Annotated in this window: 12 protein-coding genes and 1 pseudogene; 7 read left to right on the top strand and 6 right to left on the bottom strand. The window is 69.5% G+C overall.

Translation table 11 applies throughout. The features are described 5' to 3' along the window. Positions 1 to 78: 78 nt before the first annotated feature. Together ABTU92_RS01295 and ABTU92_RS01290 are read left to right on the top strand one after the other, a co-directional pair. Positions 79 to 819 (top strand): sulfite exporter TauE/SafE family protein, encoded by a 741-nt coding sequence (locus tag ABTU92_RS01295; RefSeq protein ID WP_408086891.1) that lies wholly within the window; start codon positions 79 to 81, stop codon positions 817 to 819. Positions 820 to 922: 103 nt separating this feature from the next. After that, entirely contained in the window at positions 923 to 1,309 is a 387-nt protein-coding gene (locus ABTU92_RS01290) for a DUF805 domain-containing protein (protein ID WP_408086889.1), read from the top strand. A gap of 188 nt (positions 1,310 to 1,497) precedes the next feature. Here ABTU92_RS01290 and ABTU92_RS01285 read toward each other — a convergent pair whose 3' ends face one another. Beyond that, positions 1,498 to 3,126, bottom strand: coding sequence for a UbiD family decarboxylase (locus ABTU92_RS01285; protein ID WP_408086887.1), 1,629 nt, complete (start codon positions 3,124 to 3,126; stop codon positions 1,498 to 1,500). A 221-nt stretch (positions 3,127 to 3,347) separates the two neighbouring features. Here ABTU92_RS01285 and ABTU92_RS01280 point away from each other — a divergent pair, with 221 nt between their 5' ends. From ABTU92_RS01280 to ABTU92_RS01270, 3 genes are all read left to right on the top strand, one after another. Further along, entirely contained in the window at positions 3,348 to 4,352 is a 1,005-nt protein-coding gene (locus ABTU92_RS01280; RefSeq protein ID WP_408087124.1) for a zinc-binding dehydrogenase, read from the top strand. A gap of 263 nt (positions 4,353 to 4,615) precedes the next feature. Further along, complete coding sequence (locus ABTU92_RS01275; protein ID WP_408086885.1) at positions 4,616 to 5,041, top strand: PaaI family thioesterase; 426 nt, start codon at positions 4,616 to 4,618, stop codon at positions 5,039 to 5,041. Between the two features lie 208 nt (positions 5,042 to 5,249). After that, a complete protein-coding gene (locus ABTU92_RS01270; RefSeq protein WP_408086883.1) occupies positions 5,250 to 6,812 on the top strand; it encodes a class I adenylate-forming enzyme family protein in 1,563 nt (520 codons plus the stop codon). A gap of 115 nt (positions 6,813 to 6,927) precedes the next feature. Here ABTU92_RS01270 and ABTU92_RS01265 read toward each other — a convergent pair whose 3' ends face one another. The 4 genes from ABTU92_RS01265 to ABTU92_RS01250 form a co-directional block, all read right to left on the bottom strand. After that, entirely contained in the window at positions 6,928 to 7,911 is a 984-nt protein-coding gene (locus ABTU92_RS01265) for a Bug family tripartite tricarboxylate transporter substrate binding protein (RefSeq protein ID WP_408086881.1), read from the bottom strand. Positions 7,912 to 8,089: 178 nt separating this feature from the next. Then, complete coding sequence (locus ABTU92_RS01260) at positions 8,090 to 8,875, bottom strand: ABC transporter permease (protein WP_408086879.1); 786 nt, start codon at positions 8,873 to 8,875, stop codon at positions 8,090 to 8,092. Between the two features lie 17 nt (positions 8,876 to 8,892). After that, positions 8,893 to 9,885: an ABC transporter substrate-binding protein gene (locus ABTU92_RS01255; RefSeq protein WP_408086877.1), complete on the bottom strand. Its 993-nt coding sequence runs from the start codon at positions 9,883 to 9,885 to the stop codon at positions 8,893 to 8,895. Positions 9,886 to 9,947: 62 nt separating this feature from the next. Further along, positions 9,948 to 10,796 carry an ABC transporter ATP-binding protein gene (locus ABTU92_RS01250; RefSeq protein ID WP_408086875.1) on the bottom strand — a complete coding sequence of 283 codons (849 nt, stop codon included), beginning with the start codon at positions 10,794 to 10,796 and terminating at the stop codon, positions 9,948 to 9,950. Between the two features lie 289 nt (positions 10,797 to 11,085). Between ABTU92_RS01250 and ABTU92_RS01245 the strand changes: the two genes are divergently transcribed. After that, positions 11,086 to 11,997, top strand: coding sequence for a VOC family protein (locus ABTU92_RS01245; RefSeq protein WP_408086873.1), 912 nt, complete (start codon positions 11,086 to 11,088; stop codon positions 11,995 to 11,997). 245 nt (positions 11,998 to 12,242) lie between these two features. On the opposite strand, the gene ABTU92_RS01240 is transcribed toward ABTU92_RS01245, so the two are convergent. After that, positions 12,243 to 12,464 carry a hypothetical protein gene (locus ABTU92_RS01240; protein WP_408086871.1) on the bottom strand — a complete coding sequence of 74 codons (222 nt, stop codon included), beginning with the start codon at positions 12,462 to 12,464 and terminating at the stop codon, positions 12,243 to 12,245. A 231-nt stretch (positions 12,465 to 12,695) separates the two neighbouring features. Here ABTU92_RS01240 and ABTU92_RS01235 point away from each other — a divergent pair. Then, positions 12,696 to 13,683 (top strand): annotated as a pseudogene (locus ABTU92_RS01235) (tetratricopeptide repeat protein); the annotation flags it as partial.

Here is a 13,683-nt window from a genome sequence, read left to right as displayed (position 1 = left end):
GGAGCCTTCGGAGAAGCCGAAGGCTGGCGATGGAGAATACAGATTGTGGCGGCGGGGCCGCTCGATCAAGGTCGCCGCATGGACACCACGGTTCTCGCGGTCGGCGCCGCGACATTCCTGCTCGCCGGATTCGTCAAAGGCACGATCGGGCTCGGCCTGCCGACGGTGGCGATGGGGTTCTTGGGCCTCGTCGTGACCCCGGCGGCGGCCGCGGCGGTTCTGGTGGTGCCGTCGCTGGTCACCAATGCCTGGCAGATGGTCGCCGGGCCGCGCCTCCGGCCGCTGCTGGTGCGGTTGTGGCCGATGCTCGCCGGCGTCGTCGCCGGCACGCTCGTCGGCTCGAGGGTGATCGGGCTCGTCGGGCCGTGGGCATCGGCCGGGCTCGGCGCCGCGCTCGCCGCCTACGGGATCGTCGGGCTGGCGAGGCTGCGGCTGCCGCAGCCTTCGCCGGGGCAGGAGGCCTGGCTCGCCCCGTTGGTCGGGGTCGCGACGGGGCTCGTCACCGCGGCGACGGGCGTGTTCGTGCTGCCCGCCGTGCCCTGGCTGCAGGCGCTGGGGCTCGCCAAGGACGACCTCGTCCAGGCGCTCGGCCTCTCCTTCACGGTGTCGACCGTGGCGCTCGGCCTCGGGCTCCTGATGGAGCGCCTCTACGATCCTGACCTCGCGCTCCTGTCGCTCGCCGCGCTCGGGCCGGCGGCGCTCGGCATGGCCGTGGGTCAACGGGTGCGGGCGCGGGTGAGCGAGCCGGTGTTCCGCACCGTCTTCATGGCCGGGTTGACGCTGCTCGGGGCGTGGCTGCTGGGGCGCGGGCTGACGTGAGACGACCCGACCCGACCTGAACGAAACGTGTTGCCGGCGACACCAACAGCGTGTTTCCTGCACCGTGTTTCCATCGGGTTTCGGGCAACGAGCGGAGGGCTCCATGACGTTCGGCGAAGCGATCGCGTCCGGGTTCCGGAACTATGTGACGTTCGACGGCCGCGCGTCGCGGTCCGAGTACTGGTTCTGGGTGCTGTTCGTCGTCCTGGTCAGCCTCGCGACCGGCATCCTCGATTACGTCATCTTCGGGCCCGGCGGCCTCTCGCCGATCAACGCGCTCGCCTCGCTGGCGTTGTTCCTGCCCGGGCTCGCGGTCGGCGTCCGCCGTCTGCACGACATCGACCGCACCGGCTGGTGGATGCTCTTGGTCATCACCCTGATCGGCGGGCTCGTGCTGCTGGTCTTCTTCGTCATGCGCGGCACGCCCGGCCCGAACCGCTTCGGTCCCGATCCGTTGGCGGGCGCCATGCCGGCCGGGCCGGCGTACTGATCATCGAGCTTTACGACGGCGTGACGAGTTCCGCCGGTTCAAAAGCTCGGATGTGACCGGTCATTCCGGGGCGGCGCGCAGCGCCGAACCCGGAATCCAACCCCATTCACAGAGCTTGCCGCTGGTTTCCGGGTTCGCAGCTTCGCTGCGCCCCGGAATGACAGAGAACTGACCGACCGAACCTGGTATCAGCGCCCGGCCGGGGGCTTGGCCGCGAAGGCCGAGCCGCGCACGCACATGCGGCCGGTCTTGTCCTGCCACAGCCGCTCGGTCGTGTGCAGATGCCCGAGCGCGCGGGCCACGGTCTGGAAGTTGTAGCTCGCGAACGCCTCGGCGATGTCGGTGTAGTACATCGGCGCGACCGCGATCTTGTCGAGGATGGCGTCGGCGAGCCGCGCCACCTCGTTGTCGCCGCCGCTCTCGCCGGCCGGATCGGCCTTGCCGGACACGTAGTCGTCGATCTTCGCCGTCTCGGCATAGGCGTAGGTGATGCGCTCGTAGGCCTCGCGCTGCGCGTACTCGGGAATCGTCGCGTCGATGCCCATCTTGGCGCCGGTCGGCACCACGCCGGGCGGCATCGGCACGAGGCTCGGGTCGAGCGGTTTTGCGCGCGAGTTCGAGATGATCATCACGTCGCGGTCGGCCTGCACGCGGGTCGCGATCGCCCACTCGACCTCGGCCGGGTTGTTGACGTCGATGTCGTCGTCGACCACCACGACGTGCTTGAGATCCATCACCGAGAGCGCCGCGAGGAGCGCGTTCTTGCCCTCGCCGGCCTGCTTCCTGATGGAGATCACGGCGTGCCAGAAGGCGCAGCCGCCGAGCGTGACGTTGATGTCCTTCACCGTGACGCCGGCGGTCTTGAGCGCCTGGCGCAGCGCCGCGTAGCGGGTCGGCGCGGCGAGCCAGGTGTTCTCCCACGGCATGTGGAGCGCGTAGTACATGGCGTCGCGCCGCATCGCGACCGCCTTGATGCGCACCAGCGGGTTCCAGTGCAGGCCGCCCATCAGCCGGGTGAACTCGCCGAATCGGCCCTCCGGCCAGGTCCAGCCGGTCGGCAGGATCTCGGCCTCCAGCACGATCTCGGCGTCGGCGATGTAGGGCACGTCGATGGTCTCGCACGGGGCGAGCGCGACGGGCGCGCCGCGCAGGCCGCCGGCGATCGCCATCTCGTCGACCCCGAGCGGCGCCCGGAAGCCCGAGCCGGTGATCTCGAACGGGTGGGTGCCGATCGAGATCGAGATCGGGCAGGGGCGGCCCGCTTTGTATGCACGGTCCGCGAACAGCCGCATGTTGTTCGGCGTGACGATGTCGATGCCGGTGAGGTTCTTCTCCTTGACGATGAACCGGTAGATGCCGCTGTTGAAGCCGAGCTCGGGGTCGTGGGCGATCACCACGCCGGCCGTGATCATCGGGCCGCCGTCGTAGATCGACGACATCGGGATGGGCAGGCGGAACAGGTCGACCTCGTCGCCGCGCATCACCACCTCGCGGGTCGGCGAGGTCGCGACCCGGGCCGGCGGAATCGGGTTGACGGTGGCGTTGCGCAGGCGCTCCTCGATCGCGCCGTAGCTGCCGGCGTTCATCGACATCATGGCGCGCTTCTGGGTGCGGATGATGCCGGAGACCACCGGAACGTCGTAGCCGATCACGTCGTGGAACAGGATCGCCTTGTCGGACTGGTCGACCAGCGTGGCGATGTGCCGGATGTCGACCGGCTGCCGCAGGTCGACGAGCTCGCCGGCCTCGCGCAGCCGGTCGAGGAACTCTCGGAACGTCTCTTGCATCGGGATCTGCTGCACGACGGTCTGCTGCACTGGAGGGCTCCGCGCTGTCGGGGGGCGGACGCGGCCGGTGTCGACGATCGCCAACCGCGGTCTAACGCTCGCCGGGCCTGCGCCGCCGCTTCTTCCGAAGCCGGATCCGTGCCGGGCGCCATGCGCGCGGCAGCACTTTGCATATCAGGCTGACTGGGTTAATCAAGAGGCCCGGAACGCCGAACGAGGACGAAGAGGAGACGACGGCTTTGAGCGCGACGATGCGAGCCCTGGTGCTGCGGCAGCACGGCACCCTGGACGACCTGGAGTATGTCACCGATCACCCGCGGCCGTCCGTGACGGCCGGTCACGTCGTCATTCGGGTGCGCGCCTCCTCGTTCAATTACCACGACGTCTTCACGGTGCGCGGCATGCCGGGCATCAAGGTGCCGCTGCCGGTCGTCATCGGCCTCGACATGGCCGGCGAGATCGCCGAGGTGGGCGAGGGCGTGTCGGGCTGGAAGCCGGGCGACCGCGTGCTCGTCAACCCGCTCAACAAGAAGAAGGGCCTGATGGGCGAGATGCTCGACGGCGGCATGGCGGAGTACTGCCTGGTCGGCGCCGATCAGCTCATCGCGATGCCGGACGACGTGACGTTCGAGCAGGCGGCGGCCCTGCCGGTCGCTTACGGCACGGCGCACCGCATGCTGATCACCCACGACACGGTCAAGGCCGGCGACAAGGTGATCGTGCTCGGCGCCTCGGGCGGCGTCGGCACCGGCTGCGTGATCCTCGCCAAGATGCTCGGCGCCGAGGTGATCGCCTGCGCGTCGAGCGACAGCAAGCTCAAGCGCCTGAAGGAGATGGGCGCCGACGAGGCGATCGACTACACCAAGGTCGACTTCTCGAAGTGGGCGGTCGAGCGTTACGGCAAGCCGCAGCGCCGCACCTACGACGGCGGCGTCGACGTGGTGATCAACTTCACCGGCGGCGACACCTGGGCGCCGTCGCTGAAATGCGTCAAGCGTGGCGGCAAGATCCTGGTCTGCGGCGCCACCGCCGGCCACGATCCGAAGGAGGATCTGCGCTACATCTGGAGCTTCGAGCTGAAGATCATCGGCTCGAACAGCTTCTACGACGACAACCTAGCCGCCCTGATGGAACTGATCGCGCAGAAGAAGCTCGCCCCCGTGATCGACACGGTGCTGCCGCTCGACCAGGCCCGCGAAGGCCTGCGCCTGATCCAGGACCGCGAGGTGATCGGCAAGGTCGTGATCACGCCGTGAGGCGCTCGCGATTGCGAGGCGTAGATCGCCATCGCTTTGCCGCGTCACCCCCCTCCCTGTCCCTCCCCCACAAGGGGGGAGGGAACGCAGGAGCCGCAACCGCTCGAATCTCGGGCTGACAAATTCCAAGAGAGGCCTTTGCGCCTGATGGTCTGAGCGCCTGCCCGGATCTCCGCCTGCTCCCTCCCCCCTTGTGGGGGAGGGGTGGGGAGGGGGGTAGCGTCTCGGCAAGGCGGCGCGGAGAGCCACACCACAGGACACTCATGAGCCAGGACCTCACCGCCGCAGACGTCGACGCCATGATCACCCAGGGGCCGTTCCACCAATGGCTCGGCCTGAAGGTGACGGCGCTCGGCGAGGACACGATCGAGATCCGCGCCACCTGGCGCGAGGAGTGGAAGGTGCATCCGGAGCGCCCCTACACGCATGGCGGCATTCTCGCGACGCTGCTCGACCTCGCCGCCGACTGGGCGCTGGTGAAGCGCACCGGGCGCGGCGTGCCGACCATCGACATGCGGGTCGATTATCACGCGGCCGCGGTGCCGGGCGACCTGATCGTCAAGGGCCGGGTGCTGAAGCCGGGCAGCCAGTTCGCCGCCGCCGAGTCGCAGGTGTTCGACCTCGACGGCAAGCTCCTGGCGAGCGGGCGCGCCACGTATTTCACCGGCGCCGCGGCGCCGAAGAAGTGATACTGCGTCATTCCGACCGTCGTTGCAGGAGATGGGATCGTCACCGGTCCGGTCGTGGCATGATGGTCGGTGCGACACGGAGTGAGGCCGCTCGTCCCCGCGCAGGCGGGGACTTGAGGGGCGATCCGACGTGCCGCCCTGGGTCCCCGCTTGCGCGGGGATGAGCGGAGTGTGGGGCGGTCGGCCTCGGGCGCGAGTTGAAGCTGAGATGACGTCGCAATCCTTCGATTCCAATTCCTTCGATCCCAACTCGTTCGATCCGAAAAATCTCGGCGACCTGATCGACCGCCGCCAGGATCCCGAAAAGATCGCCATCGTCGATCTCGGCGGCGAGGAGACGCCGCGCGAGATCAGCTACGGCGCGCTCGACGCGGCCGCGAACGGCGTCGCCCGTGCCCTCGTTGCACGTGGCTTCTCGCGTGGCGACAGGGTCGCCATCCTGTCGGCGAACCGGTCTGAGTACGTCGCCGCCTATCTCGGCATCATGCGGGCCGGCTTCGTCGCCGTGCCGGTCAACTTCAAGTTCCCGCGCGGCACCATCGACTTCATCCTGCGGGACTGCGGCGCCAGGCTGGTGTTCTGCGATTCGGCGCGACGCGACGACTGCCCGGCCGACCTCCCGGTCGTCTGCTTCGGGGCGCACGGCAGCGAGAGCTTCGAGGGCTTTCTCGATCCGGGGCCGTTCGAGGCGGTGGTGCCGGCCGAGCGCGAGCCCGCCATGTTCCTCTACACGTCGGGCTCGACCGGCACGCCGAAGGGCGTCGTGTTGTCGCACCAGAGCCATCTGTGGGTGGTGAAGACCCGGCTCGCCGGCGCGCCCGGCATGAGCGGGCATCGCTTTCTCGTCGCCGCGCCGCTCTATCACATGAACGCGCTCGCGCTGGCGAAGCTCGCCTGCGCGGCGCACGCCACCGTGATCCTGCTGCCGCAGTTCACGGCCGCCGCCTATATCGAGGCGATCGGGCGTTACGAGGCGACCTGGCTCACCGCGGTGCCGCCCATGATGGCGATGATGCTGCGCGAGCGCGCGCTGCTCGCCGCGACCGATCTCTCCAGCGTGAAGCTGGTCCGGATGGGCTCGGCACCGGTCAGCGCCAGCCTGATGGCGGCGATCGAGGCGTTGTTGCCGAACGCCGTGATCACCAACGCCTATGGCACGACCGAGGGCGGCCCGGTGGTGTTCGGCCCACATCCCGACGGGCGCAAGCAGCCCGACACGTCGGTCGGCTATCCGCACCCGCAGGTGCAGGTGCGTCTCGTCGACGGTGACGACCGCGACGCGGTCGAGGGCGCGCTCGAGATGAAGTCGCCGGCGATCATGAACGGCTATCACAACCGCCCGGATCTTCCGACGCCGATCACGCCGGACGGCTTCTACAAGACCGGCGACGTGTTTCGCCGCGACCCGGACGGCTTCTACACCTTCGTCGGCCGCACCGACGACATGTTCGTCTCGGGCGGCGAGAACATCTTCCCGGGGGACGTCGAGCGCATGCTGGAGCGTCATCCCGACGTCGCGCAGGCGGCGGTCGTGCCGGTCGACGACGAGATCAAGGGGCAGAAGCCGGTCGCGTTCGTCATTCCGCGTGCCGGCAGCACGCCGGACGCCGACGACATCAAGCGCTTCGCGCTCGCCAACGCGCCGGCCTATCAGCACCCGCGCTTCGTCTGGTTCGTGGAGAAGCTGCCGCTCGCCTCGACCAACAAGATCGACCGCGGCGCCCTCCACCGCGACGCCGAGGCGCGGCTGGAGACGGGACGGAAGGGGTGAGCCCGTCATTCCGGGACGCTGCGAAGCAGCGGGCCCGGAATCCATATTCGCTGACAGGGGTTATGGATTCCGAGCTCGCGGACCTGCGGTCCGCGCCCCGGAATGACCTTGAAAGCTACTGCGTCCTCAACCCGGACGACATCACCACCGGGGTCCAGCGCTTCTGCTCGGCGCCGATGAACTCGCCCGTCTCGCGGCGACCGACGCCGAGCACCGGCTCGAACCCGGCCTTCACCAGCTGCGCCCGGAACGCCTCGTCGTCCATGCATTTGCGCGTCGCCGCGTCGAGCGTCTCGAGGATCGGGGCGGGTGTCGCGGCCGGCGCGAACAGGCCGAGCGCCAGCTTGGCGATCAGCTCGGGATAGCCCGCCTCGGCGCTGGTCGGGATTTCGGGCGCGATGCCGAGGCGCTGCTCGCTCGCCACCGCGAGGATGCGCACCTTGCCGTTCCGGTGCAGCGCGACCATCTGGTCGGTGACGTTGGCGGCGAACATCGGCACCTGGCCGGCGATCAGATCCGTGTAGCCGCCCGCCGCGCCCTTGTAGGGCACGTGGACGATGTCGGGCGTGCCGGCGAGCGACTTGAACAGCTCTCCCGCGAGGTTCGCCATGGTGCCCGGACCGGCCGAGCCGTAGGACAGCTTGCCCGGGTTCGCCTTGGCGTAGGCGGCGAGCTCCTTCAGGTCCTTGGCCGGAACGGAAGGGTGCACGATGATGGCCGCGACCGAGATCGCCATCGTGGCGATCGGCGCGAAGTCCTTCGCCTCGTAGCCGGTCTTGCTGTTGAGCGCCGGGATGAGGACGAGGTCGCTGGTCGAGCCGAGCAGGAGCGTGTAGCCGTCCGGTGCGCTGCGGGCCGCCATCGCGGTGCCGATGATGCCGCCGCCGCCACCCTGGTTCTCGACGATGACGGAGCCGAGCGACGTCTTGACCCACTCCGCGTATTGGCGGGCGACGATGTCGAGCACGCCGCCGGCGCTGCGCGGCACGATCAGGCGGATCGGGCGATCCGGATAGCCCTGCGCGGCCGCCGGGTGGGCGGCGAGGGCCGCCCCTGCGAGCGAACCGAGCGCCAGCTTCAGCACGTCACGTCGTAGCATTCTCGTCTCCCATCGCGGCACGGCCGGGGGCCGCTGCGCTGCACCTCGATCGGCCCGTGTCGGACGGGCCGCACCCACGCTTCGAACGCCACCCGGGACAGGTCCGGGCGACACGTCGCCCGTCCGCCCTTGCAAGATCCCGGCCGCGACCACCGTCGTCGTGGCGGCCGGGCGCAGCTCACGTCCTCACGTCGCGCCGCCAGCGGAACAGATGCCGCTCCAGCGGTGCCAGAAGACCGATCTCGATCACGACCATCATGGCGATCTGGGCGATCGTCCAGGCGAACACCTGGTCGGTCTGGATCAGGTCGGAGGCCTGGCGCAGCCGATAGCCGACGCCACTCGAGGCGCCGAGCGTCTCGGCCACCAGGCTGACGCGCCAGCCGAACCCGAAGGCGAGCCGCGCGCCCGAGAAGAAGTAGGGCAGGATCGACGGAACGTAGATCTTGGTCAACGTCTTCAGCCGCGAGAAGCGCAGCGTCTGGGCCAGCTCCACATAGTCGGCGTTGACGGCCTGGGTGCCCTGCCACACGTTGGTGATGATCAGCGGCAGCGCCGTCATCAGCACGACGAAGATCGGCGTGAGCGGCGACAGGCCGAACCACAGGATCGCGAAGATCGCCCAGATCGCCGACGACACCGTGTTCATCACCGGCAGCACGGGCTCGAAGAAGGCACCGAGCGCCCGATTGGAGCCGAGCAGGATGCCGCCCGGCACGCCGATCACGACCGCGACGGCGAAGCCGGCGAGCACGCGCCACAGCGTGGTGAACAGGTTCGAGAACAGGTCGCCGCTCTCGGCCAGCGTCACCAGGCGCTGGGCGACGCGGACCGGGCTCGGCAGCACGTAGGGCGGCATGGCGAGCGAGGCGGCCCACCAGATGGCGATCAGCAGCACGAGGAGCGCGGTGCGGCGCAACGCGAGCCCACCGCGTCCGGGTCCCTGGGCCGCCGTGGCGGCCATTGCTTCACTCGGAGCTCTCACTTCTTCGCCTGCTCGTAGTAGCTGGAGACGAACAGCGAATCCGGCACCGGCTTCTCGATCGTGCCGGCGGCGCGGAACACCTCGGCCATGGTCTTGAGCGTCGCGACGTCGGTGGGCTCGAGCGAGGCGACGTAGAACTGGTCCCACAGCTTGGCGTAGGCGGTGGCGTCGCGGGCGTCGAGATTGGCGCTCTTGCGCAGGATCTCGGAGGCCTTGTCGGTCTCCTTGGATCCGAACCGCGTCGCCTCGATCACGGCCTTCACGTATTTCACCACGGCCTGCGGGCTCTGGCGGGCGAAGTCCTTGTGCACGATGGCGACGCCGAGGATCGGCGGGGCCGAGGTCTTGGTCATCGCCTTCCACTCGTCGACGACGTTGCCGAGTCGCTTCAGCTTGACGTCGGTGACGGAGGCGAGCGTCACGGCACGCAGCGCCGCCGCGTCGATGTCGCCCTGGGAGAGGAACTGGAGGAGCCGCCCCTCGTTGCCCGGCACGGCCGTGAAGTCGCTGCGCTTGAGGCCCTGGTTCTTCTCCAGGAGCGACGTCGTGATGGCGTACATGGCGCTGCCGGCCGGCGACATGCCGACCTTCTTGCCCTTCAGGTCGGCGAGCGAGCCGATGCCCGATCCGTCCTTGGTGACGAAGGTCGCCTCGGCGATCTGCGTCACCAGCACGACCTCCAGCGGCGCGCCCTCGCCGCCGAGCGTGAAGGCGCCGGTCGCCGGCGCCCCGAAGGCGACGTCGATCGAGTGGGTCATCAGCGCCTTGGTCGGGCCGTTGACGTCGGAGAACTTGATGTACTCGGGCACCAGGCCCTGCGCCTCGAGGAACTTGCCGGCCTCCAGCACGGCGCCGAAGCCGACACTGAAGCCGGAGGTCCAGTAGCCGACCTTGATCTTCTCCTGCGCCGCGGCGGCGCCCGGCGCGAGCGTGACGGTAGCGGTGACGGTGGCGACGGCCACGGCGAGGGCGAGCTTTCGAACGGACATGGTCTCTCCAGGGACGGGGGTTCGGGACCGGTGGCTGTTCCGGGACGCGACGAGGAACGGGTTCAAATCACCCAGTCGGCCGACATGCCCGCGATCGCGGCACGCAGCTCCGCGACGAGGGTCTGGGCCTCCGGCGTGCCGAGGCGGGGATGCGGCAGGTCGACGGCGAGCTCGGTGTGCACGCGCCCCGGCCGCGGCGAGAACATCACGATGTGGTCGGCCAGGATCACCGCCTCCTCGACGTCGTGGGTGACGAACACGATCGACATGTCACGCTCGCGATGGATGCGCAGCAACTCTGTATGCATAGTGGTGCGCGTTTGGGCATCGAGCCGCGAGAACGGCTCGTCCATGAGCAGGATGTCCGGCTCGGTGACGAGGCTGCGGGCCAGCGCGACGCGGCTGCGCATGCCGCCGGAGAGCTGGTGCGGGTAGGCGGACGCGAAATCGCCGAGGCCGACCAGCGCGAGCTGGGCCTGCGACCGCGCACGCCACTCGCGCTTGCCGACCGAGCCGCTCTCCAGCGCCAGCCCGACATTGGCGAGTGCGGAGCGCCACGGCAGCAGGCGATCGTCCTGGAACATGTAGCCGAGCCGCGACCAGTCGACGGCGCCGGCCGTGTCGCCGGTGGTCTCGTGGCCGAGCACGAGGACGCGCCCCTGATCCGGAGCGAGCAGGCCCGCCGCCATGTTGAGCAGCGTCGACTTGCCCGAGCCCGAGGGGCCGAGGATCGACACGATCGAGCCGGCCGGCACGTCGAAGCTGATGTCGCGCAGCACCTCGAGGGACGAGCCGTCGGCGCGGCCGAACCGCTTCGAGACGTGGCGGAACGCGAGTGCCTGGCGTCGATCCGGGGTCGCGGCGAGGGGCGCCGATGGCGTCATGGCATCCATGGTGGTGACGGGGGTCAATCGAGGTCCGATCTCGACCACTGGGGGCCGTATTATGCTGTTGCGGGCCGTGAACCCGAGCAAATTCTGTGCCGATCACGAGAAGATGACGCCCGGCTGCGGCCGTGGAGGGCGACGCGCATCGGGACGGGGTCGCCGGCGTCGGGCGTTCGCGACGCGGATCGGTTCCGCTGTGCGCGACACTCGACCGCCGTGACGCCTCGTATATAAGGCGAGCTGCGCAGAGGAGGCATCAACCGCTGCGCGAGATGGTGAAAAAACGACGATGGGATCAGGAGTTCGGCGTTTGATGGAAGAAAGCTCGCGTCAGCTTCCCGCCGGGGAGGAGATTTTTCTGGACCATATCGGTCACTTCGCTGCCGACCGGGGCGCGGCCGGTGCGGCACTCGCGCAGGCCGGGTTCGCGCCCACGCCCCCCTCCGTTCAGGTCAATCCAGGGCCGGACGGCTCCGCGACACCGACCGGCACCGGCAATGTGACGGCGATGTTCTCACGCGGCTACGTCGAGGTTCTGTTCAAGACCGCCGACACCGCGCTCGGCCGTCAGCTCGACACGGCGCGCGCCCGCTACCCGGGCGTGCATCTGATCGCGTTCGCGGTCGCGGACGCGGCGGCGCATCACGAGCGCGTCGCGCAGGCCGGCATGCCGATGCAGCCGCTCGTCTCGATGCAGCGGCCGGTCGACACCGCCGACGGCCCCGACGTCGCGGCCTTCACGGTGGCCCGGCTGTCGCCCGGCGTCATGCCGGAGGGGCGCATCCAGATCCTGACCCACCACACCGAGCACACCGTCTGGCAGCCGCGCTGGCTGACGCATCCGAACGGCGTGAGGGCGCTGCTCGACGCCGTGATCGCGGTGGGTGACACGGCCGAGGCGGCGTCCCGCTTCTCGCGGTTTCTCGGCCGTCCGGTGGGTGACAGTGCGGCCGGTCCGGTGATCGCGCTCGACCGTGGCCGCGTCCAGATCACGACGCCCGATACGCTGCGCGACCTGATCGGCATCGTGCCGCCGAGCCTGCCGTTCATCGGCGCCTATGCGCTGGTGGTGACGTCGCTCGCCGTCGTGAAGGCGACACTCGCGCAGGCCGGCCTGCCGGTCGGCGAGCGCGACGGCGCCGTCACGGCGGCTTTTCCGGAGGCGCTGGGGCAGGGCGCCTGGGTGTTCGTCGAAGACCCGGCCGCGCTGCCGTGGCGGCGCTGAGGTCGTTCTGATCTCGTGACGTGAGTCCGAAACGCAGACGTCGAAAGAGCGCGGCGGTGCCGAACCGCCGCGCGGCCCCGCGGGCGTCATCGCCGGGCGTCGACCCGGCGATCCATCCTTCTGCGGAAGAACGCTTTGGTGAAGCGCGAACGCTTTGGTGAAGCGCGAACGCTTTGGTGAAGCGCGAAGGATGCGCGGGACGAGCCCGCGCATGACGCGTCTTGCGCGACGCGGAACGTGCTCGATCAGCGCCGGTCGGGATTGCGGCCGACGTCGCGGACCGGATGGCCGCGGTTCGGCTCGCCCTCGTCGGTGTCGTGATCGTGGTCGTCGCGGCCGCGACCGCCGGCGAAGGCCGGCCGATACGACGTGTGCGACCGTCCGGCATTGCCCATCAGCAGCGCACCGACGGTCGGCACGATGATCAGCGTGAGCGCGAGGATCACGCCGAAATTTTCCTGAACCATGGAAGCCTCCTGGCTGTTCGGTGTCGATCGGACAATCGCCGGTCGGCGCACCGGTTCCGCCAGGGACGAGGCCGCGGTGTCGTCCGCGCCGCGGCGCGGCCTGGACGGGCGCAAGCGGGTCGTGCGAGGCCTTCGAAATCAAGCGTATAGCGTTAAGCGCGCGTTAAACGCGGCGGCTTATGGTGAACCGTATCCCGAGTGCAGTCGTAGCGCGTTCGCGCGGGACCCGTCATGCCGTTGTTCTCAGTTGCGTTGCGCACCACGTATCGTGGCACCGCGTCTCGTCGTGCCGCGTTCGATCGCACCGGGCGGAGGGGCGTCGCCGCTCCGCTCGGGCATCTCCGGGCGAGGCTCGCCGGCCTGGTCGCCGCCGCCCTCCTGATGGCGGCGCTGCTCGGCGTCGCCGTCGCCCAGACCGCGCCGATCCGCGGCGAGCTCTCGGTCACCACCAACGAAGGTTATGCCCGCCTGGTCTTCCACTTCGCCGACGATGTCGAGAGCGAGGTGCGGATGGCGAACGGGCTCGTGATCATCGGCTTTCGCCAGCCCGTCTCCGTCAATGTCGAGCGGCTGCCCAGCATGTCGAACGGCTGGGTCGGCGCGGCGCGGCGCGATCCGGACGGCCGCGGCATCCGCATCGCGTTGTCGCGCAGCGCCAAGCTCAACACGCTGACGGCGGGCGAGCGCCTCTATGTCGATCTCCTGCCGGACAACTGGAAGGGCGCTCCGCCCGGCCTGCCGCAGCAGGTGGTGGAGGAGCTCGCGCGGCGCGCCCGCGAGGCCGAGCGCGAGATCAAGAGGCAGCAGCAGCTCGTCCGCCAGAAGCAGATGCCGCTGACGCGCGTCCGCGTGTCGCACCAGCCGACCTTCTCGCGCTACGTCTTCGATCTGCCCGATCTGATTCCGGTGGCGACCTCGCGCGAGAAGGACGCCCTCGTCCTCACCTTCGACGCGGCCCTCAAGTTCGATCTCGCCGACGCCAAGGGCAACATGCCGCCGATGGTCGGCGGCGTCGACACCGAGATCCTCGAGCAGGCGACGACGGTCCGCTTCGGCTTCATCGGCAATGTCGACGTGCGCACCTTCCGCGAGGACGAGAGCTTCGTGGTCGATGTCGGGGTGGTCGACGCGCAGAAGCGGCGCGGGGCCGGCGACGTGGCCGGTCGCGCCGCCGAGCTCGCCGCCATCCTGGCCGACAGCCGCGACCGCCGGCGCGGCG

Source organism: Rhodoplanes sp. SY1, assembly GCF_046000175.1.
GTDB lineage: Bacteria > Pseudomonadota > Alphaproteobacteria > Rhizobiales > Xanthobacteraceae > Rhodoplanes.
The sequence above is the reverse complement of the archived record's forward strand: the minus strand, read 5'-3'. Positions and strand labels throughout refer to the sequence as shown.